The 21,220-nt window shown below is 67.4% G+C and carries 34 protein-coding genes and 1 pseudogene; 34 read left to right on the top strand and 1 reads right to left on the bottom strand.

Going from position 1 to position 21,220, the window contains the following annotated elements; genetic code table 11:
- The 34 genes and pseudogenes from HUV60_RS13110 (at position 1) to truA (ending at position 20,133) form a co-directional block, all read left to right on the top strand.
- Complete coding sequence (locus HUV60_RS13110) at positions 1-333, top strand: cupin domain-containing protein (RefSeq protein WP_257851093.1); 333 nt, start codon at positions 1-3, stop codon at positions 331-333.
- Positions 334-978: 645 nt separating this feature from the next.
- A complete protein-coding gene (rpsJ, locus tag HUV60_RS13105) occupies positions 979-1,287 on the top strand; it encodes a 30S ribosomal protein S10 (RefSeq protein WP_003948644.1) in 309 nt (102 codons plus the stop codon).
- An 18-nt stretch (positions 1,288-1,305) separates the two neighbouring features.
- The gene (rplC, locus tag HUV60_RS13100; protein WP_257851095.1) at positions 1,306-1,950 is read left to right on the top strand and encodes a 50S ribosomal protein L3; all 645 of its coding nucleotides are present in this window, start codon (positions 1,306-1,308) and stop codon (positions 1,948-1,950) included.
- A gap of 8 nt (positions 1,951-1,958) precedes the next feature.
- Complete coding sequence (gene rplD, locus HUV60_RS13095; protein WP_257851096.1) at positions 1,959-2,618, top strand: 50S ribosomal protein L4; 660 nt, start codon at positions 1,959-1,961, stop codon at positions 2,616-2,618.
- Positions 2,618-3,037 (top strand): 50S ribosomal protein L23, encoded by a 420-nt coding sequence (gene rplW / locus HUV60_RS13090; protein WP_257851098.1) that lies wholly within the window; start codon positions 2,618-2,620, stop codon positions 3,035-3,037. Before rplD ends, rplW begins: the two co-directional genes overlap by 1 nt.
- Positions 3,038-3,077: 40 nt before the next feature.
- Entirely contained in the window at positions 3,078-3,914 is an 837-nt protein-coding gene (gene rplB / locus HUV60_RS13085; protein ID WP_257851099.1) for a 50S ribosomal protein L2, read from the top strand.
- Between the two features lie 12 nt (positions 3,915-3,926).
- Complete coding sequence (gene rpsS / locus HUV60_RS13080; protein WP_003948639.1) at positions 3,927-4,208, top strand: 30S ribosomal protein S19; 282 nt, start codon at positions 3,927-3,929, stop codon at positions 4,206-4,208.
- A gap of 42 nt (positions 4,209-4,250) precedes the next feature.
- The gene (gene rplV, locus HUV60_RS13075) at positions 4,251-4,598 is read left to right on the top strand and encodes a 50S ribosomal protein L22 (protein ID WP_257851101.1); all 348 of its coding nucleotides are present in this window, start codon (positions 4,251-4,253) and stop codon (positions 4,596-4,598) included.
- On the top strand, positions 4,598-5,428 hold the full coding sequence (rpsC, locus tag HUV60_RS13070; protein ID WP_257851103.1) for a 30S ribosomal protein S3: 831 nt from the start codon (positions 4,598-4,600) through the stop codon (positions 5,426-5,428). Before rplV ends, rpsC begins: the two co-directional genes overlap by 1 nt.
- Positions 5,429-5,433: 5 nt before the next feature.
- On the top strand, positions 5,434-5,853 hold the full coding sequence (gene rplP / locus HUV60_RS13065) for a 50S ribosomal protein L16 (protein WP_004927269.1): 420 nt from the start codon (positions 5,434-5,436) through the stop codon (positions 5,851-5,853).
- The gene (rpmC, locus tag HUV60_RS13060; RefSeq protein WP_042165097.1) at positions 5,853-6,077 is read left to right on the top strand and encodes a 50S ribosomal protein L29; all 225 of its coding nucleotides are present in this window, start codon (positions 5,853-5,855) and stop codon (positions 6,075-6,077) included. The genes rplP and rpmC overlap by 1 nt, the downstream gene beginning before the upstream one ends.
- Positions 6,077-6,358: a 30S ribosomal protein S17 gene (gene rpsQ / locus HUV60_RS13055; RefSeq protein WP_042165099.1), complete on the top strand. Its 282-nt coding sequence runs from the start codon at positions 6,077-6,079 to the stop codon at positions 6,356-6,358. Before rpmC ends, rpsQ begins: the two co-directional genes overlap by 1 nt.
- 101 nt (positions 6,359-6,459) lie before the next feature.
- Entirely contained in the window at positions 6,460-6,828 is a 369-nt protein-coding gene (gene rplN, locus HUV60_RS13050; RefSeq protein ID WP_003992364.1) for a 50S ribosomal protein L14, read from the top strand.
- Between the two features lie 2 nt (positions 6,829-6,830).
- On the top strand, positions 6,831-7,154 hold the full coding sequence (gene rplX, locus HUV60_RS13045) for a 50S ribosomal protein L24 (protein WP_042165101.1): 324 nt from the start codon (positions 6,831-6,833) through the stop codon (positions 7,152-7,154).
- The gene (gene rplE / locus HUV60_RS13040; RefSeq protein ID WP_042165103.1) at positions 7,154-7,711 is read left to right on the top strand and encodes a 50S ribosomal protein L5; all 558 of its coding nucleotides are present in this window, start codon (positions 7,154-7,156) and stop codon (positions 7,709-7,711) included. Before rplX ends, rplE begins: the two co-directional genes overlap by 1 nt.
- A 5-nt stretch (positions 7,712-7,716) precedes the next feature.
- A complete protein-coding gene (locus tag HUV60_RS13035; protein ID WP_003948630.1) occupies positions 7,717-7,902 on the top strand; it encodes a type Z 30S ribosomal protein S14 in 186 nt (61 codons plus the stop codon).
- 236 nt (positions 7,903-8,138) lie between these two features.
- The gene (gene rpsH / locus HUV60_RS13030; RefSeq protein ID WP_013001411.1) at positions 8,139-8,537 is read left to right on the top strand and encodes a 30S ribosomal protein S8; all 399 of its coding nucleotides are present in this window, start codon (positions 8,139-8,141) and stop codon (positions 8,535-8,537) included.
- 24 nt (positions 8,538-8,561) lie between these two features.
- Complete coding sequence (gene rplF / locus HUV60_RS13025; protein WP_042165107.1) at positions 8,562-9,101, top strand: 50S ribosomal protein L6; 540 nt, start codon at positions 8,562-8,564, stop codon at positions 9,099-9,101.
- Positions 9,102-9,104: 3 nt separating this feature from the next.
- Positions 9,105-9,488 carry a 50S ribosomal protein L18 gene (rplR, locus tag HUV60_RS13020; RefSeq protein ID WP_257851105.1) on the top strand — a complete coding sequence of 128 codons (384 nt, stop codon included), beginning with the start codon at positions 9,105-9,107 and terminating at the stop codon, positions 9,486-9,488.
- 67 nt (positions 9,489-9,555) lie between these two features.
- Positions 9,556-10,161 (top strand): 30S ribosomal protein S5, encoded by a 606-nt coding sequence (gene rpsE / locus HUV60_RS13015; protein ID WP_007494753.1) that lies wholly within the window; start codon positions 9,556-9,558, stop codon positions 10,159-10,161.
- Positions 10,162-10,163: 2 nt separating this feature from the next.
- Positions 10,164-10,346 carry a 50S ribosomal protein L30 gene (rpmD, locus tag HUV60_RS13010; RefSeq protein ID WP_042165115.1) on the top strand — a complete coding sequence of 61 codons (183 nt, stop codon included), beginning with the start codon at positions 10,164-10,166 and terminating at the stop codon, positions 10,344-10,346.
- Between the two features lie 2 nt (positions 10,347-10,348).
- A complete protein-coding gene (rplO, locus tag HUV60_RS13005; protein ID WP_257851106.1) occupies positions 10,349-10,804 on the top strand; it encodes a 50S ribosomal protein L15 in 456 nt (151 codons plus the stop codon).
- A 232-nt stretch (positions 10,805-11,036) separates the two neighbouring features.
- Positions 11,037-12,350, top strand: a complete 1,314-nt coding sequence (secY, locus tag HUV60_RS13000; RefSeq protein WP_257851107.1) for a preprotein translocase subunit SecY — start codon at positions 11,037-11,039, stop codon at positions 12,348-12,350.
- Complete coding sequence (locus tag HUV60_RS12995) at positions 12,350-13,003, top strand: adenylate kinase (protein ID WP_257851108.1); 654 nt, start codon at positions 12,350-12,352, stop codon at positions 13,001-13,003. The genes secY and HUV60_RS12995 overlap by 1 nt, the downstream gene beginning before the upstream one ends.
- A 147-nt stretch (positions 13,004-13,150) precedes the next feature.
- Positions 13,151-13,987, top strand: coding sequence for a type I methionyl aminopeptidase (gene map / locus HUV60_RS12990; protein ID WP_257851109.1), 837 nt, complete (start codon positions 13,151-13,153; stop codon positions 13,985-13,987).
- Between the two features lie 325 nt (positions 13,988-14,312).
- Positions 14,313-14,534, top strand: a complete 222-nt coding sequence (infA, locus tag HUV60_RS12985; RefSeq protein WP_003948620.1) for a translation initiation factor IF-1 — start codon at positions 14,313-14,315, stop codon at positions 14,532-14,534.
- Between the two features lie 70 nt (positions 14,535-14,604).
- Positions 14,605-14,718: a 50S ribosomal protein L36 gene (rpmJ, locus tag HUV60_RS12980; protein WP_003974245.1), complete on the top strand. Its 114-nt coding sequence runs from the start codon at positions 14,605-14,607 to the stop codon at positions 14,716-14,718.
- A 208-nt stretch (positions 14,719-14,926) separates the two neighbouring features.
- Positions 14,927-15,307, top strand: coding sequence for a 30S ribosomal protein S13 (gene rpsM, locus HUV60_RS12975; RefSeq protein ID WP_031041520.1), 381 nt, complete (start codon positions 14,927-14,929; stop codon positions 15,305-15,307).
- 65 nt (positions 15,308-15,372) lie between these two features.
- On the top strand, positions 15,373-15,777 hold the full coding sequence (gene rpsK, locus HUV60_RS12970) for a 30S ribosomal protein S11 (RefSeq protein ID WP_003956432.1): 405 nt from the start codon (positions 15,373-15,375) through the stop codon (positions 15,775-15,777).
- A gap of 152 nt (positions 15,778-15,929) precedes the next feature.
- A complete protein-coding gene (locus HUV60_RS12965) occupies positions 15,930-16,952 on the top strand; it encodes a DNA-directed RNA polymerase subunit alpha (protein WP_042165128.1) in 1,023 nt (340 codons plus the stop codon).
- Between the two features lie 187 nt (positions 16,953-17,139).
- Positions 17,140-17,769, top strand: coding sequence for a 50S ribosomal protein L17 (gene rplQ, locus HUV60_RS12960; protein WP_257851111.1), 630 nt, complete (start codon positions 17,140-17,142; stop codon positions 17,767-17,769).
- A gap of 70 nt (positions 17,770-17,839) precedes the next feature.
- Positions 17,840-18,547 (top strand): annotated as a pseudogene (locus HUV60_RS33905) (reverse transcriptase domain-containing protein); the annotation flags it as partial.
- A 49-nt stretch (positions 18,548-18,596) separates the two neighbouring features.
- A complete protein-coding gene (locus HUV60_RS12955; RefSeq protein WP_257851112.1) occupies positions 18,597-19,154 on the top strand; it encodes a group II intron maturase-specific domain-containing protein in 558 nt (185 codons plus the stop codon).
- Between the two features lie 115 nt (positions 19,155-19,269).
- Positions 19,270-20,133, top strand: coding sequence for a tRNA pseudouridine(38-40) synthase TruA (truA, locus tag HUV60_RS12950; protein ID WP_257851113.1), 864 nt, complete (start codon positions 19,270-19,272; stop codon positions 20,131-20,133).
- A gap of 52 nt (positions 20,134-20,185) precedes the next feature.
- Here the strand turns inward: truA and HUV60_RS12945 are convergent, their stop codons facing one another.
- Positions 20,186-21,076: a hypothetical protein gene (locus HUV60_RS12945; RefSeq protein ID WP_257851114.1), complete on the bottom strand. Its 891-nt coding sequence runs from the start codon at positions 21,074-21,076 to the stop codon at positions 20,186-20,188.
- Between the last annotated feature and the right edge of the window lie 144 nt (positions 21,077-21,220).

Here is a 21,220-nt window from a genome sequence, read left to right as displayed (position 1 = left end):
ATGCAGAAGCTCTCCCTCGAGGCACTCGCCCGCGAGCACCTGGAACGCGCTGACGCCGCCTCCACCGGCCGCAGCGCGAGCACGGTCCACGGCGGCCACAGGCACACCCTGCGCCAGACCCTCCTCGCGCTGACCGCCGGAAGCTCCCTCGCCGAGCACGAGAACCCCGGCGAGGCGACCCTGCTGGTACTGCGCGGCCGGATCCGCCTCACCAGCGGGGAGACGTCGTGGGAGGGCCGGACCGGCGACCTGATCGTCGTCCCGCCTGCCCGGCACGCCCTGGAGGCACTCGAGGACGCGGCCGTACTCCTCACCGTCGCCAAGCGGGGCTGAACGCACACACGCATCGAACAATGGGGCGATGTCGGCGCAGACAGTCGAGCCGTGAACGGGGGAGTGCGGCGTCATGGCCCGCTACATGGAGGCACTGACCGTCGCGCGGGGCGGTTTCCGGATCAAGGTGCCGGAGTCCTGGCAGGTGCGGCACCCCGGCGAACCCGTGACGTCAGGGTCGAGCGGAAGCGTGCACGCCGACGGGGGCACCGCCGGGTTTGACCCCCGCCACCCCCGGGGTATTCTCTCCCGCTCGATTGGCCAGGCCGATGTCCCGTATGGCAGACTAACGGGGTTGCTCGGTCGAGTGCCGATGCTGCGCGCCTCCCGCCGGGGGGACCGGAAGCGAGTCCCACAGTACTCGTCGCCCTACGCGATACATCGAGAGATGTAGGGGCGGACGTACGGGAATCTTCCGGGAAGCGTCAGCGGGGTGCCGGCCAGGCACCCGGTGGGCCTCTCGCCCCCGCCCGCGGTTCCGGAAGGGCCCGCACTCCCACGCAGGGAAGTTCCGACAAGGGACATTCATGTCAGCGGGAGCGCGACACGCCCGACCGCGTGGGTCGGAGGAGGGGAGGGTGGAGTGACAGAGCGGGACACCACCGGGTTCCGGAGCGTTACTAGAGACAGGACTACGAAGCAGCCATGGCGGGACAGAAGATCCGCATCCGGCTCAAGGCCTACGACCACGAGGTCATCGACTCTTCGGCGAAGAAGATCGTCGAGACGGTGACTCGCACTGGTGCGTCGGTCGCGGGCCCGGTGCCGCTGCCCACTGAGAAGAACGTGTACTGCGTCATCAAGTCGCCGCACAAGTACAAGGACTCGCGCGAGCACTTCGAGATGCGCACGCACAAGCGTCTGATCGACATCCTCGACCCGACCCCCAAGACCGTTGACTCTCTGATGCGACTCGACCTCCCGGCCGGTGTCGACATCGAGATCAAGCTCTGAGGCCGGTGATCTGAAGAGATGACGAAACAGATCAAGGGCATCCTGGGCGAGAAGCTCGGCATGACGCAGGTGTGGGACGCGAACAACCGTGTCGTTCCCGTCACCGTCGTCAAGGCCGACCCCAACGTCGTCACCCAGGTCCGCACGAACGATGTCGACGGCTACGAGTCCGTCCAGATCGCCTTCGGCGAGATCGACCCGCGCAAGGTGAACAAGCCCCTCAAGGGTCACTTCGCCAAGGCCGACGTCACCCCCCGCCGCCACCTCGTCGAGATCCGCACGGCCGACGCCGCCGAGTACACGCTCGGTCAGGAAGTCACCGCCGAGGTCTTCGAGGCCGGCATCAAGGTCGACGTGACCGGCACGAGCAAGGGCAAGGGCTTCGCCGGTGTCATGAAGCGTCACAACTTCAAGGGCCTCGGCGCCGGACACGGCACCCAGCGCAAGCACCGCTCTCCCGGTTCCATCGGTGGCTGCGCCACCCCGGGCCGTGTGTTCAAGGGCCTCCGCATGGCCGGCCGCATGGGCAACGAGCGGGTCACCACCCAGAACCTGACCGTCCACGCCGTTGACGCGGAGAAGGGTCTGCTGCTCATCAAGGGCGCGGTTCCCGGTCCGAACGGCGGCCTCGTCCTGGTCCGCACCGCGGCCAAGGGGGCCTGAGGTAACCGATGAGCACTGTTGACATCCTTTCGCCTGCAGGCGAGAAGACCGGAAGCGTCGAGCTCCCCGCGGAGATCTTCGGCGTGGAGAAGATCAGCATCCCGCTGATCCACCAGGTCGTCGTCGCGCAGAACGCCGCTGCCCGCCAGGGCACGCACAAGACAAAGCGTCGCGGTGAAGTCCGTGGTGGCGGCAGGAAGCCGTACCGCCAGAAGGGCACCGGCCGCGCCCGCCAGGGCTCGACCCGTGCGCCGCAGTTCGCCGGCGGTGGCGTCGTCCACGGCCCGCAGCCGCGTGACTACTCGCAGCGGACCCCGAAGAAGATGAAGGCCGCGGCCCTGCGCCACGCCCTCACCGACCGGGCCCGCCACGACCGCATTCACGTCATCACCGGCGTGATCGAGGGCGAGAACCCCTCCACGAAGGCCGCTCGGACGCTGTTCGGCAAGATCTCGGAGCGCAAGAACCTGCTCCTGGTCGTCGACCGCGCCGACGAGGCCGCGTGGCTCTCCGCCCGCAACCTGCCCCAGGTCCACATCCTGGAGCCGGGCCAGCTGAACACGTACGACGTTCTCGTCTCGGACGACGTGGTCTTCACCAAGGCCGCTTTCGAGTCCTTCGTCGCCGGCCCGAACAAGGCCAACGACAACGAAGGGAGCGAGGTCTGATGGCAGTCCGTCACCCCTCCATCGCCTCCAAGGCGGCGAAGAAGGCCAAGGCCGCACGCGTCGCCAAGGCGCGCCGTCACGCCACCGAGGGCAAGAACACCGTCGTCACCCCGGCGAGCAAGTCGTACACGGACCCCCGTGACGTCCTGATCAAGCCGGTCGTGTCGGAGAAGAGCTACGCGCTCATCGACGAGAACAAGTACACGTTCATCGTCGCTCCGGGCTCCAACAAGACGGAGATCAAGGAGGCCGTGCAGGCGGTCTTCTCGGTCAAGGTCACCGGGGTCAACACGATCAACCGCCAGGGCAAGCGCAAGCGCACCCGCACCGGCTTCGGCCAGCGCGCGGGTACCAAGCGCGCGATCGTGACCCTTGCCGAGGGCGACCGTATCGACATCTTCGGCGGTCCGACCTCCTGACGGAGGTCCGGATCGTCCGGAATCGGACGAGGACTGAGAAATGGGAATCCGCAAGTACAAGCCGACTACGCCGGGCCGTCGTGGCTCCAGCGTCGCCGACTTCGTCGAGGTCACGCGGTCCACGCCGGAGAAGTCGCTGGTCCGTCCCCTGCACAGCAAGGGCGGCCGTAACAACTCAGGTCGTGTGACCGTCCGCCACCAGGGTGGCGGACACAAGCGCGCCTACCGCGTGATCGACTTCCGTCGTCACGACAAGGACGGCGTGCCGGCGAAGGTCGCGCACATCGAGTACGACCCCAACCGCACCGCGCGCATCGCGCTGCTGCACTACGCGGACGGCGAGAAGCGCTACATCCTCGCCCCGCGCAACCTGCAGCAGGGCGACCGCGTGGAGAACGGTCCCGGGGCTGACATCAAGCCGGGCAACAACCTCGCCCTGCGCAACATCCCGGTCGGTACCACGCTGCACGCCATCGAGCTGCGTCCCGGCGGCGGCGCCAAGTTCGCCCGCTCCGCCGGCGCCTCGGTGCAGCTGCTCGCGAAGGAGGGCTCCATGGCTCACCTCCGCATGCCCTCCGGTGAGATCCGCCTGGTCGACGTCCGCTGCCGCGCCACCGTCGGCGAGGTCGGCAACGCCGAGCAGAGCAACATCAACTGGGGCAAGGCCGGGCGCAAGCGCTGGCTGGGCGTCCGCCCGACCGTGCGTGGTGTGGTCATGAACCCGGTGGACCACCCGCACGGTGGTGGTGAGGGCCGTACCTCCGGTGGCCGCCACCCGGTGTCCCCGTGGGGTCAGAAGGAAGGCCGTACTCGTTCGCCCAAGAAGGCGTCGAACAAGTACATCGTCCGCCGCCGCAAGACGAACAAGAAGCGCTAGGAGCGGGTTTAGATGCCGCGGAGTCTCAAGAAGGGGCCCTTCGTCGACGACCACCTGATCAAGAAGGTGGACGTCCAGAACGAAGCTGGTACCAAGAACGTCATCAAGACCTGGTCCCGTCGCTCGATGATCGTCCCGGCCATGCTCGGCCACACGATCGCGGTGCACAACGGCAAGACCCACATTCCGGTGTTCGTCACCGAGTCGATGGTCGGCCACAAGCTCGGCGAGTTCTCGCCGACGCGCACCTTCCGGGGTCACGTCAAGGACGACCGGAAGTCGAAGCGCCGCTAAAGGCGGGGTGGAATGACCATGACAGACACTGGAAGGACAACCATGGAAGCCAGGGCCCAGGCGCGGTACATCCGCGTCACGCCCATGAAGGCCCGCCGCGTGGTGGACCTCATCCGTGGCATGGACGCCACGGAGGCTCAGGCGGTCCTGCGCTTCGCCCCGCAGGCCGCGAGCGTGCCGGTCAGCAAGGTGCTGGACAGCGCCATTGCCAACGCCGCGCACAACTACGACCACACCGACGCCGACAGCCTCTTCATCTCCGAGGCGTACGTCGACGAGGGTCCGACCCTGAAGCGGTTCCGGCCGCGCGCCCAGGGCCGCGCCTACCGGATCCGCAAGCGGACCAGCCACATCACCGTGGTCGTCAGCAGCAAGGAAGGAACCCGGTAATGGGCCAGAAGGTAAACCCGCATGGGTTCCGGCTCGGCATCACCACCGACTTCAAGTCGCGTTGGTACGCCGACAAGCTGTACAAGGACTACGTCAAGGAAGACGTCGCCATCCGTCGGATGATGACGTCCGGCATGGAGCGCGCCGGCATCTCGAAGGTGGAGATCGAGCGCACCCGTGACCGTGTGCGTGTGGACATCCACACCGCGCGTCCGGGCATCGTCATCGGCCGCCGCGGCGCCGAGGCCGACCGCATCCGCGGCGACCTCGAGAAGCTCACGGGCAAGCAGGTCCAGCTGAACATCCTCGAGGTCAAGAACCCCGAGACGGACGCTCAGCTCGTGGCCCAGGCCGTCGCCGAGCAGCTCTCCTCCCGCGTCTCCTTCCGCCGCGCCATGCGCAAGAGCATGCAGTCGTCGATGAAGGCGGGCGCCAAGGGCATCAAGATCCAGTGCGGTGGCCGTCTCGGCGGCGCCGAGATGTCCCGCTCGGAGTTCTACCGCGAGGGCCGCGTGCCCCTGCACACGCTCCGCGCGAACGTGGACTACGGCTTCTTCGAGGCCAAGACGACCTTCGGCCGCATCGGCGTGAAGGTCTGGATCTACAAGGGCGACGTCAAGAACATCGCCGAGGTCCGCGCCGAGAACGCCGCCGCCCGCGCCGGCAACCGTCCGGCCCGTGGCGGTGCCGACCGCCCGGCCGGCCGTGGTGGCCGCGGTGGCGAGCGTGGCGGGCGCGGTCGCAAGCCGCAGCAGGCTCCGGCTGCCGAGGCCCCCAAGGCCGAGGCTCCCGCCGCCGCTCCGGCTGAGAGCACCGGAACGGAGGCCTGACCGACATGCTGATCCCCCGTAGGGTCAAGCACCGCAAGCAGCACCACCCGAAGCGTCGTGGTCAGGCCAAGGGCGGTACGACGGTCGCGTTCGGCGAGTACGGCATCCAGGCCCTCACGCCGGCGTACGTGACCAACCGCCAGATCGAGGCGGCCCGTATCGCGATGACCCGCCACATCAAGCGTGGCGGCAAGGTCTGGATCAACATCTACCCGGACCGCCCGCTGACGAAGAAGCCTGCCGAGACCCGCATGGGTTCCGGTAAGGGTTCTCCCGAGTGGTGGATCGCGAACGTGCACCCGGGCCGGGTCATGTTCGAGCTGTCCTACCCCAACGAAAAGATCGCCCGTGAGGCGCTGACTCGTGCGGCCCACAAGCTGCCGATGAAGTGCCGGATCGTCAAGCGCGAGGCAGGTGAAGCGTGATGTCGGCCGGTACCAAGGCGTCCGAGCTGCGCGAACTGGACAACGAGGAGCTTCTCGCGAAGCTCCGCGAGTCCAAGGAAGAGCTGTTCAACCTCCGCTTCCAGGCGGCGACCGGACAGCTCGAGAACCACGGCCGTCTCAAGGCGGTCCGTAAGGACATCGCGCGGATCTACACCCTGATGCGCGAGCGTGAGCTGGGCATCGAAACGGTGGAGAGCGCCTGATGAGCGAGAACAACGTGACTGAGAACGACCAGCGGGGCTTCCGCAAGACCCGCGAGGGCATCGTCGTCAGCGACAAGATGGACAAGACCGTCGTCGTCGCCGTCGAGGACCGCAAGAAGCACGCGCTGTACGGCAAGGTCATCCGCAGCACGAGCAAGCTCAAGGCCCACGACGAGCAGAACTCGGCCGGCGTCGGCGACCGTGTCCTCCTGATGGAGACCCGGCCGATGTCCGCGACCAAGCACTGGCGCATCGTCGAGGTCCTCGAGAAGGCCAAGTAAGTTTCCTGCGAGGCACCCCTCGCAGGACAGTTCCGCCAGGCTCCGGGGGCCGGTCCAGGTGACCGGCCCCCGGGGAACCGGCAGACAATCAGGAGATAGACGTGATCCAGCAGGAGTCGCGACTGCGCGTCGCCGACAACACGGGGGCGAAGGAAATCCTTTGCATCCGTGTGCTCGGTGGCTCCGGTCGTCGCTACGCGGGCATCGGTGACGTCATCGTCGCCACCGTCAAGGACGCGATCCCCGGTGGCAACGTGAAGAAGGGTGACGTCATCAAGGCGGTCATCGTTCGCACCGTCAAGGAGCGTCGCCGTCCGGACGGCTCGTACATCCGCTTCGACGAGAACGCCGCCGTCATTCTGAAGAACGACGGCGACCCTCGTGGCACCCGTATCTTCGGCCCGGTCGGCCGAGAGCTGCGCGAGAAGAAGTTCATGAAGATCATCTCCCTCGCGCCGGAGGTGCTGTGAGCATGAAGATCAAGAAGGGTGACCTGGTCCAGGTCGTCACCGGCAAGGACAAGGGCAAGCAGGGCAAGGTCATTGCCGCTTACCCGCGCGAGGACCGCGTCCTGGTCGAGGGCGTCAACCGGGTCAAGAAGCACACCAAGGCCGCCCCGACCGCCCGCGGTTCGCAGGCCGGCGGGATCGTGACCACCGAGGCCCCGGTCCACGTCAGCAACGTTCAGCTCGTCGTGGAGAAGGACGGCCAGAAGGTCGTCACCCGCGTCGGCTACCGCTTCGACGACGAAGGCAACAAGATCCGCGTTGCCAAGCGGACGGGTGAGGACATCTGATGACGACCACCACCACTCCGCGTCTGAAGACGAAGTACCGCGAGGAGATCGCGGGCAAGCTGCGTGAGCAGTTCTCCTACGAGAACGTCATGCAGGTTCCCGGCCTCGTCAAGATCGTGGTCAACATGGGTGTGGGCGACGCCGCCCGCGACTCCAAGTTGATGGACGGCGCCGTGCGCGACCTCACCACGATCACCGGTCAGAAGCCGGCCGTCACCAAGGCCCGCAAGTCCATCGCGCAGTTCAAGCTGCGTGAGGGCCAGCCGATCGGCGCCCACGTCACCCTCCGTGGCGACCGCATGTGGGAGTTCCTGGACCGCACCCTGTCGCTCGCGCTGCCGCGCATCCGCGACTTCCGTGGTCTGTCCCCCAAGCAGTTCGACGGCCGTGGCAACTACACCTTCGGTCTCACGGAGCAGGTCATGTTCCACGAGATCGATCAGGACAAGATCGACCGTGTCCGGGGTATGGACATCACCGTGGTCACCACGGCGACCAATGACGAAGAGGGCCGTGCCCTTCTCCGTCACCTCGGCTTCCCGTTCAAGGAGGCGTGAGCGAGATGGCGAAGAAGGCTCTCATCGCGAAGGCTGCTCGCAAGCCCAAGTTCGGAGTGCGCGGCTACACCCGTTGCCAGCGCTGCGGTCGTCCGCACTCCGTGTACCGCAAGTTCGGCCTGTGCCGCGTGTGCCTTCGTGAGATGGCTCACCGTGGCGAGCTGCCGGGCGTGACCAAGAGTTCCTGGTAATCCGGTAGTTCCGGACTCCCAGGGCTCTCGGTAAGCAAGGGGAACGGCAGGAGGCCCGCTCCGCATGGCTTAGGCTTGCGGGGTTGGGCACCTGCCGTGCCCGGACGCACGCGGGCTCGCCCGCTAATGTTTGCTTACTACGCCGTAGGTCCACCGCGCCACACCCGTCCCGTCTCGGATCGGGGAGAGGGATGGCGCACCAGGAAACCACGGCGAGAGAGGCCGAAGGCCAATTCATGACCATGACTGATCCGATCGCAGACATGCTGACTCGTCTGCGGAACGCGAACTCGGCGTACCACGACTCCGTGACGATGCCGGCATCCAAGATCAAGTCCCACATCGCGGAGATCCTCCAGCAGGAGGGCTTCATCACGGGCTGGAAGGTCGAGGACGCCGAAGTCGGCAAGAACCTCGTCCTGGAGCTGAAGTTCGGCCCCAACCGTGAGCGCTCCATCGCGGGCATCAAGCGGATCTCCAAGCCCGGTCTCCGGGTGTACGCGAAGTCCACCTCCCTGCCGAAGGTGCTGGGCGGCCTCGGCGTGGCGATCATCTCCACGTCGCACGGGCTCCTCACCGACAAGCAGGCCGGCAAGAAGGGCGTGGGTGGGGAAGTCCTCGCCTACGTCTGGTAGCAGAAGGGAACGGAGGAAACAGCTATGTCGCGCATCGGCAAGCTCCCCATCGCGGTTCCCGCCGGCGTGGACGTCACCATCGACGGCCGCACGGTCGCGGTCAAGGGCCCGAAGGGCACGCTGACCCACACCGTCGTGGCGCCGATCGAGATCGCCAAGGGCGAGGACGGCGTGCTGAGCGTCACCCGCCCCAACGACGAGCGTCAGAACAAGGCCCTCCACGGCCTGTCCCGCACGCTGGTGGCGAACATGATCACCGGCGTGACCCAGGGTTACGTGAAGAAGCTCGAGATCAGCGGTGTCGGTTACCGCGTGCTCGCCAAGGGTTCGAACCTGGAGTTCTCTCTCGGTTACAGCCACTCGATTCTGGTCGAGGCCCCCGAGGGCATCACCTTCAAGGTGGAGTCCCCGACCCGTTTCTCGGTCGAGGGCATTGACAAGCAGAAGGTCGGCGAGGTTGCGGCGAACATCCGCAAGCTGCGCAAGCCCGACCCGTACAAGGCCAAGGGCGTCAAGTACGAGGGCGAAGTCATCCGGCGCAAGGTCGGAAAGGCGGGTAAGTAAGCCATGGCATACGGGCAGAAGATCCTCAAGGGCGACGCCTACAAGCGTGCTGCTATCAAGCGTCGTCACATCCGGATCCGCAAGAATGTCTCTGGTACCGCCGAGCGTCCTCGCCTGGTCGTGACCCGCTCCAACCGCCACATCGTGGCGCAGGTGATCGACGATCTGAAGGGGCACACCCTGGCGTCGGCGTCCACGCTGGACGCATCGATCCGCGGTGGCGAGGCCGACAAGTCCTCGCAGGCCAAGCAGGTCGGTGCCCTGGTCGCGGAGCGCGCCAAGGCCGCCGGTATCGAGGCTGTCGTATTCGACCGCGGTGGTAACCGGTACGCGGGGCGCATCGCCGCCCTGGCGGACGCCGCTCGCGAAGCCGGGCTCAAGTTCTAGAGCCGCCCGTCGCGGCAACGACTTGTCGTTGCCGCGTAGCTAGCGGAAACAGAGAGAGGTAATTCCAATGGCTGGACCCCAGCGCCGCGGTGGCGGTGCCGGTGGCGGCGAGCGGCGGGACCGGAAGGGCCGTGACGGCGGCGCAGCTGCCGCCGAGAAGACCGCATACGTTGAGCGCGTCGTCGCGATCAACCGTGTCGCCAAGGTTGTGAAGGGTGGTCGTCGCTTCAGCTTCACCGCGCTGGTCGTGGTGGGCGACGGTGACGGCACCGTGGGTGTCGGATACGGCAAGGCCAAGGAGGTGCCGGCCGCCATCGCCAAGGGCGTTGAGGAGGCCAAGAAGCACTTCTTCAAGGTCCCCCGCATCCAGGGCACCATCCCGCACCCGATCCAGGGTGAGAAGGCTGCCGGCGTCGTTCTGCTCAAGCCGGCGTCCCCCGGTACCGGTGTTATCGCCGGTGGTCCGGTGCGCGCCGTGCTCGAGTGCGCCGGCATCCACGACATCCTGTCGAAGTCGCTCGGCTCCGACAACGCGATCAACATCGTGCACGCGACCGTGGCGGCCCTCAAGGGCCTGCAACGTCCCGAGGAGGTCGCGGCCCGCCGCGGTCTGCCGCTCGAGGACGTCGCCCCCGCGGCTCTTCTCCGTGCGCGTGCCGGGGCGGGTGCGTAATCATGGCGCAGCTCAGGATTACGCAGGTCAAGTCCTACATCGGTAGCAAGCAGAACCACCGTGACACCCTGCGTTCGCTGGGCCTGAAGAGGCTCAACGACGTGGTCGTCAAGGAGGATCGTCCCGAGTTCCGCGGCATGGTGCACACCGTCCGCCACCTCGTGACGGTCGAGGAGGTCGACTGATCATGGCGGAGAACAACCCGCTCAAGATCCACAACCTCCGTCCCGCCCCGGGCGCCAAGACCGCCAAGACCCGTGTGGGTCGTGGTGAGGCGTCCAAGGGTAAGACGGCCGGTCGTGGTACGAAGGGCACCAAGGCCCGTTACCAGGTTCCGGAGCGCTTCGAGGGTGGCCAGATGCCCCTCCACATGCGTCTCCCGAAGCTGAAGGGCTTCAAGAACCCGTTCAAGACCGAGTTCCAGGTCGTGAACCTCGACAAGCTGGCCGCGCTCTACCCCGAGGGTGGCGAGGTCACCGTCGAGGGGCTGGTGGCCAAGGGTGCCGTTCGCAAGAACAGCCTCGTCAAGGTCCTCGGCCAGGGCGATATCTCCGTGGCGCTGCAGGTGACGGTCGACGCCGTTTCCGGCTCCGCCAAGGAGAAGATCACCGCCGCCGGCGGTACCGTCACCGAGCTCGTCTGAACCACTCAGGCGTGCCGATGACTTGAGCGATCCCGACCGGGGATACCCCACATATGGGGTATCCCCGGTTGGTCGTTCCTAGGGCGGTGGTCCGCCGGTAAGGTGGCCTGCACTGCCCACTTTCCCCGGGCGCCCCACGCGGGCACTTCGGGTGAAAGCTGTCCGTTACCTATTCGTCGAACCTCAAGACCACCACCCTTGACGCGGTTGCGCGGGGGTCGCAGGAGGCACCGTGCTCACCGCGTTCGCCCGGGCGTTCAAGACGCCCGACCTGCGCAAGAAGCTGCTGTTCACTCTCGGCATCATCGTGGTGTACCGGATCGGTACCAACGTGCCGGTTCCCGGTGTCGATTACCGGAACGTGCAGACCTGTATCGACGCGGCCCAGGCGAACCAGGGCCTGTTCGGGCTCGTCAACATGTTCAGCGGCGGTGCGCTGCTGCAGATCACGGTCTTCGCGCTGGGAATCATGCCGTACATCACGGCGAGCATCATTCTGCAGTTGCTGACCGTGGTGATCCCGCGCCTGGAGGCCCTGAAGAAGGAGGGCCAGGCCGGTACCGCCAAGATCACGCAGTACACCCGTTACCTGACGGTGGCGCTGGCCATCCTGCAGGGCACCGGCCTGGTGGCCACCGCCCGCAGCGGCGCGCTCTTCCAGGGCTGCCCGGTGGCGAGCGAGATCGTCCCCGACCAGTCGATGTTCGTGACCATCACCATGGTCATCACCATGACCGCCGGCACGGCCGCCGTCATGTGGCTCGGTGAGCTGATCACCGACCGAGGCATCGGCAACGGCATGTCGATGCTGATGTTCATCTCGATCGCCGCCACCTTCCCCTCCGCCCTGTGGGCCATCAAGGAGCAGGGCAGCCTGGCGGACGGCTGGATCGAGTTCGGCACGGTCATGACCGTCGGTCTGGTCATGGTCGGCCTGGTCGTCTTCGTCGAGCAGGCCCAGCGCCGGATTCCCGTGCAGTACGCGAAGCGCATGATCGGCCGCCGTTCCTACGGAGGTACGTCGACCTACATCCCGCTCAAGGTGAACCAGGCGGGTGTCATCCCCGTCATCTTCGCCTCGTCGCTGCTCTACATCCCGGCGCTGATCGTCCAGTTCTCCAGCTCCACCTCGGGCTGGGCGACGTGGGTGACGAACAACCTCGCCGACACCGGCGCCACGATGCACATCATTTTGTACTTCTTCTTGATCGTGTTTTTCGCATTCTTCTATGTGGCGATTACCTTCAACCCCGAAGAAGTCGCCGACAACATGAAGAAGTATGGTGGTTTCATCCCGGGCATCCGGGCTGGCCGACCGACCGCTGAGTACCTGAGTTACGTACTCAACCGGATCACCTGGCCGGGTTCGCTGTACTTGGGGCTGATCTCTCTCGTGCCGACGATGGCGTTGGCCGGTTTCGGGGCAAACCAGAACTTCCCGTTCGGCGGGACCAGCATCCTCATCATCGTGGGTGTCGGTCTCGAGACGGTGAGGCAGATCGAGAGCCAGCTCCAGCAGCGCAATTACGAAGGGTTCCTCCGCTGATGCGAATCGTCCTCGTCGGGCCGCCCGGTGCTGGGAAAGGCACGCAGGCCACCCGCCTAGCCGAGAAGCTGAGCATCCCCCACATCTCCACCGGCGACCTGTTCCGCGCCAACATCAGCAAGCAGACCGAGCTGGGCAAGCTCGCGAAGTCCTACATGGACGCGGGCAACCTGGTGCCGGACGAGGTCACCATCGCCATGGCGAAGGACCGCATGGAACAGCCGGACGCCGAAGGCGGCTTCCTGCTGGACGGCTTCCCGAGGAACGTCTCCCAGGCCGAGTCCCTGGACGAACTGCTGGAGACCGAGGGCATCACGCTCGACGCGGTGCTGGACCTGGAGGCCCCCGAGGCCGAGGTGGTCAAGCGGATTGCCGGGCGGCGGATCTGCCGCAAGGACTCCAGCCATGTCTTCCACGTGACGTACAGCAAGCCGAAGCGGGAAGGCATCTGCGACGTCTGCGGCGGTGAGCTGTACCAGCGGGACGACGACTCCGAGGAGACGGTGCGCACCCGGCTCGAGGTCTACCACACGCAGACCGAGCCGATCATCGACTACTACAAGGCCCAGGGCCTCGTGGTGACGATCCAGGCGACGGGTCCGGTCGACGAGGTCACCGGGCGCGCGCTGGAGGCGCTCAAGCAGGACAAGTAGCGGTGCCCGTCCGGCCGCGGTTCCCTGTGGGGGCCGCGGCCGACGTGTGCGCGGCGGGTGTGAGCACGAGGGAGCGGGGGCGGACGCCGTTCCCCGTATCGTTGGCGGTGTCCGTACTCCTTCCGGTCCAGAAAGGCCGTCGTCCTCATGGTGCAGATCAAGACCCCCGAGCAGATCGCCAAGATGCGTGAGGCGGGGCTGGTGGTCGCTGCCATGCACGCGGCCACCCGCGAAGCGGCCGTGCCCGGGGCCACGACGAAGGACCTGGACCAGGTCGCCCGCAAGGTGCTCGCAGAGCACAACGCGAAGCCGAACTTCCTGGGCTACGGCGGCTTCCCCGCGACGATCTGCACCTCTGCCAACGAGGTCGTCGTCCACGGCATCCCCTCCGACGCCGTCGTCCTCAAGGACGGCGACATCATCTCCATCGACTGCGGCGCCATCATCGACGGCTGGCACGGCGACGCGGCCTACACGGCCTTCGTCGGGTCGGGGCACGCGCCGGAGCTGGTCGAGCTGTCCCGGGTGACCGAGGAGTCGATGTGGGCCGGCATCGCGGCCATGAAGCCCGGCAACCGGCTGGTCGACGTCTCCCGCGCCATCGAGACCTACATCCGCCGGCAGCCGAAGCCGGGCGGCGGACGTTACGGGATCATCGAGGACTACGGCGGCCACGGCATCGGTACCGAGATGCACATGGACCCGCACCTGCTGAACTACGTCGACCGCCGCCGGGGCAAGGGGCCCAAGCTGGTCCCGGGCTTCTGCCTCGCCATCGAGCCGATGGTCGCGCTGGGCACCGCGAAGACGCGGGTGCTGGAGGACGACTGGACCGTGATCACGACGGACGGGACCTGGTCCTCGCACTGGGAGCACTCGGTCGCGCTGACGGAGGAGGGTCCGCTGGTGCTGACCGCTCCGGACGGCGGGAAGACGAAGCTCGCCGAGTACGGGATCACGGCGGCTCCGGATCCGCTCGTCTGACGAGGACTCTCGCCGCGCCTGCCGGTCGGAGGCCGGCGCAGCCGCTCGAAGCCTCTGAGGCGCCCCGGGCGCCGGGCCCGCGAGAGGGGCGCCGGGGCGTGAGCGGCTGGACCGTGATCCCGACGGACGGCACGGGCACACGCCCACGGGTTAAGGATCTCGCGAGTGGGGCAGACTTCCTCGATTCGTCTTTCCGGAGGCCCTGACGTAGACTGACTCGTCGGCTCTCGTGCACCCGTATGCCTGCATCCGCGTCCATGGACGCGGGTCCGCGCGTGGGGTGCGCGGCCGAGTTGATCAAGGTAGTCGATTCGAAGGGCGAAGCGTGGCCAAGAAGCAAGGTGCCATCGAGATCGAGGGCACTGTCGTCGAGTCTCTTCCGAACGCCATGTTCAAGGTCGAGCTCCAGAACGGCCACCAGGTCCTGGCGCACATCAGCGGCAAGATGCGTATGCACTACATCCGTATCCTCCCTGACGACCGGGTCGTGGTGGAGCTCTCTCCGTACGACCTGACGCGTGGCCGGATCGTCTACCGGTACAAGTGAGCAAGTAGATCTTGCCCCTCCTCCCGCGATGCGGGTGCGGGGGCACTGAGCCCGGAGAACTTCACATCCCATGAAGGTCAAGCCGAGCGTCAAGAAGATCTGCGACAAGTGCAGGGTGATCCGCCGTCACGGCCGGGTCATGGTCATCTGCGACAACCCGCGCCACAAGCAGCGCCAGGGCTGACCCGCACGACCCACCCTCTGCGACTTTTCCGCAGAACTTCGCGCGACGCGAGCAACACACGTTCATACGCAGGACCCGAGCCCCACGGCTCGACACCCCCGGCTCGGAGGCCGGGGACCCGGTCCGTACCAAATCGCCGAAGCGGGCGAGGCCGGCGGCTGGGAGGCGGTTCTGCGGAAGACCTCCGACAACAAACTGGAGCCATTGAATGGCACGCGTTTCCGGTGTTGACATCCCGCGCGAAAAGCGCGTGGAGATCGCCCTCACCTATGTGTTCGGCATCGGCCGGACCCTTTCGCAGCAGACGCTGGCCGCTGTCGGCGTCGACCCGAACACCCGCGTTCGCGACCTCTCCGAAGAGCAGCTCGTCGCGATCCGCGAGTTCGTCGACAACAACATCAAGACCGAGGGTGACCTCCGTCGCGAGATCCAGGCCGACATCCGCCGCAAGGTCGAGATCGGTACCTACCAGGGTCTGCGTCACCGTCGCGGTCTGCCCGTCCGCGGTCAGCGCACCAGCACCAACGCGCGTACCCGCAAGGGCCCGCGTCGCGCCATCGCCGGCAAGAAGAAGCCGGGCAAGAAGTAGTCCGCAGCGGACACCTGTCCACGGTCTTCGCTGAAGGACCGACCACCTCCCGTAGGAGTTAGTAGATGCCCCCCAAGGGACGTCAGGGCGCTGCCAAGAAGGTGCGCCGCAAGGAAAAGAAGAACGTCGCTCACGGCCACGCGCACATCAAGAGCACGTTCAACAACACGATCGTCTCCATCACGGACCCGTCGGGCAACGTGATCTCCTGGGCCTCCGCCGGCCACGTCGGCTTCAAGGGTTCCCGGAAGTCCACGCCGTTCGCCGCGCAGATGGCCGCCGAGTCGGCCGCCCGCCGCGCTCAGGAGCACGGCATGCGCAAGGTCGACGTGTTCGTCAAGGGTCCGGGTTCCGGTCGCGAGACCGCCATCCGTTCGCTCCAGGCGACCGGTCTCGAGGTCGGCTCCATCCAGGACGTCACCCCGACCCCGCACAACGGCTGCCGCCCGCCGAAGCGTCGCCGCGTCTGATGCGACGCCGGTTTCGCCGGTAGTGATTTTTCGGGCGGTACGCTCCGTATACGGGCCGTACCGCCCGTACCCTTGCAGTGCCCGCACTCCTCACCGGGTGCGGTTTCCGTCGGGCGTCAAATAGCGGGCGTCCACGAGAGAAGGATCCACACATGCTGATCGCTCAGCGTCCCTCGTTGACCGAAGAGGTCGTCGACGAGTTCCGCTCCCGGTTCGTGATCGAGCCGCTGGAGCCGGGCTTCGGCTACACCCTCGGCAACTCCCTCCGCCGTACCCTCCTGTCGTCGATCCCCGGCGCTGCTGTCACCAGCATCCGCATCGACGGCGTCCTGCACGAGTTCACCACCGTGCCGGGCGTCAAGGAGGACGTCACCGACCTGATCCTCAACATCAAGCAGCTGGTCGTCTCCTCCGAGCACGACGAGCCCGTGGTGATGTACCTGCGCAAGCAGGGCCCGGGCCAGGTCACCGCCGCCGACATCGCGCCCCCGGCCGGTGTCGAGGTGCACAACCCCGACCTCGTCCTCGCCACGCTCAACGGCAAGGGCAAGCTGGAGATGGAGCTGACCGTCGAGCGCGGCCGCGGCTACGTCTCCGCCGTGCAGAATAAGCAGGTGGGCCAGGAGATCGGCCGTATCCCGGTCGACTCCATCTACAGTCCCGTGCTGAAGGTCACGTACAAGGTCGAGGCGACCCGTGTCGAGCAGCGCACCGACTTCGACAAGCTGATCGTCGACGTCGAGACCAAGCAGGCCATGCGGCCGCGTGACGCCATGGCGTCGGCCGGAAAGACCCTGGTCGAGCTGTTCGGTCTGGCCCGCGAGCTCAACATCGACGCCGAGGGCATCGACATGGGCCCGTCCCCGACGGACGCCGCTCTCGCCGCCGATCTGGCCCTGCCGATCGAGGAGCTCGAGCTCACCGTCCGCTCGTACAACTGCCTCAAGCGTGAGGGCATCCACTCCGTGGGTGAGCTCGTCGCCCGCTCCGAGGCCGACCTCCTCGACATCCGCAACTTCGGTGCGAAGTCGATCGACGAGGTCAAGGCGAAGCTGGCCGGTATGAGCCTGGCTCTGAAGGACAGCCCGCCCGGATTCGACCCGACCGCTGCCGCGGACGCCTTCGGGGCGGACGACGACGCGGACGCGGGCTTCGTCGAGACCGAGCAGTACTGAGAGCTCGGGACCGACGGTTCCGTCGTGGCCGCGGGTCCGCTGCGGCTGATCGCGCCCACGCGACGGAGCCGCATATCGGCACCTCCCCGCGCCCCTCTGGGGCGCGGGGTCTCCGACAGGCGACCGCCTGCTCGGATACTGACCCCGGTACCTGATACGGCCGGGGCAGACACCTAGGAGAGACACCATGCCGAAGCCCACCAAGGGTGCCCGTATGGGCGGCAGCGCCGCGCACGAGAAGCTGCTCCTCGCGAACCTCGCGAAGTCGCTCTTCGAGCACGGCCGGATCACCACCACCGAGGCGAAGGCGCGCAAGCTGCGTCCGTACGCCGAGCGTCTGGTCACCAAGGCGAAGAAGGGCGACCTTCACAACCGCCGCCAGGTGCTCCAGGTCATCACGGACAAGAGCATCGTGCACACGCTCTTCACCGAGATCGGCCCGCGGTACGAGAACCGGCCGGGTGGCTACACCCGCATCACCAAGATCGGTAACCGCCGTGGCGACAACGCGCCCATGGCCGTCATCGAGCTGGTCGAGGCCCTGACGGTCGCCCAGGAGGCCACCGGTGAGGCCGAGGCCGCGACCAAGCGCGCGGTCAAGGAAGACGCCCTCACGAAGGACGAGGCCGCTGAGGCCAAGCCCGAGGACGCCAAGGCCGACCTGGCCAAGGACGAGGCCGCTGAGGCCAAGCCCGAGGACGCCAAGGCCGACCTGGCCAAGGACGAGGCCGCTGAGGCCAAGCCCGAGGACGCCAAGGCCGACCTGGCCAAGGACGAGGCCGCCGAGGCCCCGGCCGAGGACGCCAAGGACGCCTGAGGCAGCACTGCTTCACGTTGAGCGGGTCCGCCCTTGTGGGGGCGGGCCCGCTTTTCGTGGTGCGCCCAGCGTGGGCGATTGCCTGGGGGTGGACGGCTTGACCACGGCCGCACTCAGGCCGTGGGTTGCGGTGCACTGGCCCGAGGTCCGGGCTGAACTCGATGCGGGCATCTGCCGGCCGGCGCCGGTCCGTCAGGTGATCATTTTGAAGCCTGGCGGTGGTGAGCGGATGCGGGGGGTGCCGCGGGTGCTGGACCGCTTGATCCAGCAGGCCGTTGCGCAAGTGCTCGTGCCCCTCTTCGACCCGGGCTTCTCCGGGGCGTCCTTCGGGTTCCGTCCCGGCCGGTCCGCCCGTCAGGCGGTCCGGGTCGCGCGGCGGGCCATCGAGGACGGCAACCGGTGGGTCGTGGACCTTGATCCGGACCGGTTCTTCGACCGGGTTCAGCACGATGTCCTGAGGGCACGGGTGGCGCGCAAGGTCAGTGACCGCAGGGTTCTGAAGCTGATCCGGAGGTATCCGGAAGCCGGGATCATGGTGGACGGCGTGAAGATGCCGAGCGCGGAGGGGACCCCGCGGGGGCCGCCTCTGTCGCCCGTCCTGTCGAACATCGTGCTCGACGATCTGGACCGGGAACTGTTCAGGCGCGGTCACCGGTTCGCACGCTATGCCGACGATCTGCGGATCTTCGTGCGGAGCAGGCGGGCCGCTCAGAGAGTGCTCGACTCGGTCACGGTCGTGGTCGGGCAGCGGTTGAAACTGAAGGTCAACCGGGACAGGTCTACGGTGGTCCCAGCTTCTCGTGCGGAGCAGGCGGGCCGCTCAGAGAGTGCTCGGCTCGGTCACGGTCGTGGTCGGGCAGCGGTTGAAACTGAAGGTCAACCGGGACAGGTCGACGGTGGTCCCAGCTTCTCGTGTGACGATGCTGGGGTTCGGCTTCTACTTCGTCCGGGGCGGGGAGGTCGGGATCCGGGTCGGCCCGAAGGCGCTCGCGCGCTGGAAGGTACGGATCAAGGAACGGACGTCTCGCCGGTGGAGTATCGCGGTGGAGGAACGCATCGCGAGGATCAACCGCTTCACCACTGGCTGGATGGGCTGCTTCCAGCTCGCGGACACTCCCGGGGTGTTCCAGGGGCTGGACAAGTGGCTCCACCGCAGGATGCGGCAGATCCGCTGGAAGGAATGGAAACGGCACGCGACCAGACGTCGTGACCTGCGGGCGCTCGGGATCGGTGAGCGTTCCGCTCGGGAACGGGCGGTCGGCAGCAAGGGCTACTGGCGGACCGCGGGACCGGTGGTCCTCCAGCGGGCGCTGCCCAACTCTCACGGGGAGGATCCTGGTCTGCGCATGCTCAAGCCGACCTGGCAACGGGTGAGGTCAGCTTGACGAACCGCCGGATGCGTGGCCCGCATGTCCGGTGGTGTGAGAGGAGGGACGGGCGACCCGTCCCTCCTACTCGATTGCCTGCTGTCCGATGCCGTACGCCTGAGAGGATCTGTACGTGAGTGACGAAGCGCAGCCCGGACACGTCCGTATCCGTCTCGATCTCTCCTACGACGGGGCCGGGTTCTCCGGCTGGGCCACGCAGGCTGGGGGCCGGCGGACCGTCCAGGGGGAGATCGAGGACGCCCTGCGGACCGTCACGCGGTCCGGGGAGACGACGTACGAGCTGACCGTGGCGGGACGGACCGACGCCGGCGTGCACGCCCGCGGCCAGGTGGCCCATGTCGACCTCCCGTCCGAACTGTGGGAGCAGCACCGCGAGAAGCTGATCAAGCGGCTCGCGGGACGGTTGGCGCGCGATGTGCGGGTCTGGTCCCTCACCGAGGCCCCCGCGGGGTTCAACGCCCGCTTCTCCGCGATCTGGAGGCGTTACGCGTACCGCGTCACCGACCACCCCGGAGGGGTGGACCCGTTGCTGCGGGGCCATGTGCTCTGGCACGACTGGCCCCTCGACGTCGACGCCATGAACGAGGCGGCGGGGGGACTTCTGGGGGAGCACGACTTCGCCGCGTACTGCAAGCGGCGGGAGGGTGCGACGACGATCCGTACGCTCCAGGAGCTGAGCCTGGCGCGCGACGCGGACGGGGTGATCACGGCGACGGTCCGGGCCGACGCCTTCTGCCACAACATGGTGCGCTCGCTGATCGGGGCGCTGCTGTTCGTCGGCGACGGCCACCGCGCGCCCGACTGGCCGGGCAAGGTGCTGGCGGCGGGTGTACGGGACTCCGCGGTGCACGTCGTGCGCCCGCACGGGCTGACCCTGGAGGAGGTCGGCTATCCGTCCGACGACCTCCTGGCCGCCCGCTCCAAGGAGGCCCGCAACAAGCGCTCGCTGCCGGCGCCGCCGGCCCGGTGCTGCTGAACCGGGGCCCGGCTCGGCGGCGTCACCGCCGAAGGGGTTCGCCCGGTCGTCGTCACTCGTTCGCGGCGGCCGAGGCCTGGGCCTCGCCGCGGCGGCGGATCTGGCGGAAGGTGAACTCGGCGAGGTCGTTGCCGGTGGAGAAGACGGCCTTGTCCTGCTCGGTCACGTTCTTGGCATCGGTGAAGCCGGACAGCGTGAAGTAGGCGTAACGGCCGTAGGAGTTGGTGGTCGAGCGGCAGACCGCGCCGTCGCAGAACCCCTTGACGCCGCCGCCCGCGAGGGACTTGACGATGCTCTTGGCGTCGGCCTGCTGTTTGGCCTTGGCCGCCTGGGCCTCGGTGTCGAAGACGGCCACGCCCACCGTCACCGCGATGTCGTCCTTGGTGTAGGTGACCCGCAGCAGGCGGCTGCACTCGTTGTCGGTGAGGACCTTGGGCAGTGTGGCCTTCGCGGCCGAGGCGCAGTTGCGGGTGTCGGCCGTCGGGCCCTTCTTGTACACCGTGTCGCCCATGGTGAGCTGCGTGCCCGGGAAGAGGACGTCGGGGCCCAGCGGCGCCCGGTCCTTCTGCACGCTGGAGACGAAGTCCTTCGGGTCCAGCGGCGGCGGCGCGCTCGTCGGGGCGAACGACGGGACCGTGCCGGTGGCGCTCGGCAGGCCGGCGGTCGCCGGCAGCTGGGAGGACGACGGGCCGGAGGCCTGGTCGCTGCCGTTCGCCGAGACGACGGCCACCGCCACGGCCGTGCCTATCGCGACGGTCGCGATCGCGCCGCCGCCGATGAGCAGCAGCCGCCGTCGCTTGTGACGTGTCTCGGACGCGTCGGCGAGCGCGGCCCAGTCCGGTGCCTGGCCGCTGCCGCTTCCGCCTTCGCTGTTCCAGGGTTGCGGAGACTGTGGTTTCCAGGGATCCCACTGCGAAGGAGGTCCCCCCTGCCCATAACTCATGGGGCGCATCTTAGACGGGGAGCGGGGTGTGCCGGTCCGCCCCAACCCCGGCCGACGCCCCCGCCGTTGCCGCAGTCGCACCGCGCCGACGGGCAAAAGGGGCAACTCCGGGCGGTTGGTGCGGGCGGTGCGCGCGAGGCCTCG

The organism is Streptomyces sp. KMM 9044 (assembly GCF_024701375.2).
In the GTDB taxonomy this organism is placed as follows: domain Bacteria; phylum Actinomycetota; class Actinomycetes; order Streptomycetales; family Streptomycetaceae; genus Streptomyces.
The sequence above is the reverse complement of the archived record's forward strand: the minus strand, read 5'-3'. Positions and strand labels throughout refer to the sequence as shown.

Bases quoted from the DNA above. Each gene is read 5' to 3' on its own strand.
- rpsK (WP_003956432.1), top strand. From the start codon at position 15,373: ATGCCCCCCAAGGGACGTCAGGGCGCTGCCAAGAAGGTGCGCCGCAAG.
- map (WP_257851109.1), top strand. From the start codon at position 13,151: ATGGTGCAGATCAAGACCCCCGAGCAGATCGCCAAGATGCGTGAGGCG.
- rpsC (WP_257851103.1), top strand. From the start codon at position 4,598: ATGGGCCAGAAGGTAAACCCGCATGGGTTCCGGCTCGGCATCACCACC.
- rplX (WP_042165101.1), top strand. From the start codon at position 6,831: ATGAAGATCAAGAAGGGTGACCTGGTCCAGGTCGTCACCGGCAAGGAC.
- rpmD (WP_042165115.1), top strand. From the start codon at position 10,164: ATGGCGCAGCTCAGGATTACGCAGGTCAAGTCCTACATCGGTAGCAAG.
- rpsS (WP_003948639.1), top strand. From the start codon at position 3,927: ATGCCGCGGAGTCTCAAGAAGGGGCCCTTCGTCGACGACCACCTGATC.
- rplF (WP_042165107.1), top strand. From the start codon at position 8,562: ATGTCGCGCATCGGCAAGCTCCCCATCGCGGTTCCCGCCGGCGTGGAC.
- rpsE (WP_007494753.1), top strand. From the start codon at position 9,556: ATGGCTGGACCCCAGCGCCGCGGTGGCGGTGCCGGTGGCGGCGAGCGG.
- rplW (WP_257851098.1), top strand. From the start codon at position 2,618: ATGGCAGTCCGTCACCCCTCCATCGCCTCCAAGGCGGCGAAGAAGGCC.
- rpmJ (WP_003974245.1), top strand. From the start codon at position 14,605: ATGAAGGTCAAGCCGAGCGTCAAGAAGATCTGCGACAAGTGCAGGGTG.
- rpmC (WP_042165097.1), top strand. From the start codon at position 5,853: ATGTCGGCCGGTACCAAGGCGTCCGAGCTGCGCGAACTGGACAACGAG.
- HUV60_RS12945 (WP_257851114.1), bottom strand. From the start codon at position 21,076: ATGAGTTATGGGCAGGGGGGACCTCCTTCGCAGTGGGATCCCTGGAAA.
- rplC (WP_257851095.1), top strand. From the start codon at position 1,306: ATGACGAAACAGATCAAGGGCATCCTGGGCGAGAAGCTCGGCATGACG.
- rpsJ (WP_003948644.1), top strand. From the start codon at position 979: ATGGCGGGACAGAAGATCCGCATCCGGCTCAAGGCCTACGACCACGAG.
- rplP (WP_004927269.1), top strand. From the start codon at position 5,434: ATGCTGATCCCCCGTAGGGTCAAGCACCGCAAGCAGCACCACCCGAAG.
- rpsQ (WP_042165099.1), top strand. From the start codon at position 6,077: ATGAGCGAGAACAACGTGACTGAGAACGACCAGCGGGGCTTCCGCAAG.
- rplB (WP_257851099.1), top strand. From the start codon at position 3,078: ATGGGAATCCGCAAGTACAAGCCGACTACGCCGGGCCGTCGTGGCTCC.
- rplD (WP_257851096.1), top strand. From the start codon at position 1,959: ATGAGCACTGTTGACATCCTTTCGCCTGCAGGCGAGAAGACCGGAAGC.
- rpsM (WP_031041520.1), top strand. From the start codon at position 14,927: ATGGCACGCGTTTCCGGTGTTGACATCCCGCGCGAAAAGCGCGTGGAG.
- HUV60_RS13110 (WP_257851093.1), top strand. From the start codon at position 1: ATGCAGAAGCTCTCCCTCGAGGCACTCGCCCGCGAGCACCTGGAACGC.
- rpsH (WP_013001411.1), top strand. From the start codon at position 8,139: ATGACCATGACTGATCCGATCGCAGACATGCTGACTCGTCTGCGGAAC.
- HUV60_RS12965 (WP_042165128.1), top strand. From the start codon at position 15,930: ATGCTGATCGCTCAGCGTCCCTCGTTGACCGAAGAGGTCGTCGACGAG.
- rplO (WP_257851106.1), top strand. From the start codon at position 10,349: ATGGCGGAGAACAACCCGCTCAAGATCCACAACCTCCGTCCCGCCCCG.
- rplV (WP_257851101.1), top strand. From the start codon at position 4,251: ATGGAAGCCAGGGCCCAGGCGCGGTACATCCGCGTCACGCCCATGAAG.
- rplQ (WP_257851111.1), top strand. From the start codon at position 17,140: ATGCCGAAGCCCACCAAGGGTGCCCGTATGGGCGGCAGCGCCGCGCAC.
- rplE (WP_042165103.1), top strand. From the start codon at position 7,154: ATGACGACCACCACCACTCCGCGTCTGAAGACGAAGTACCGCGAGGAG.
- HUV60_RS13035 (WP_003948630.1), top strand. From the start codon at position 7,717: ATGGCGAAGAAGGCTCTCATCGCGAAGGCTGCTCGCAAGCCCAAGTTC.
- rplR (WP_257851105.1), top strand. From the start codon at position 9,105: ATGGCATACGGGCAGAAGATCCTCAAGGGCGACGCCTACAAGCGTGCT.
- HUV60_RS12995 (WP_257851108.1), top strand. From the start codon at position 12,350: ATGCGAATCGTCCTCGTCGGGCCGCCCGGTGCTGGGAAAGGCACGCAG.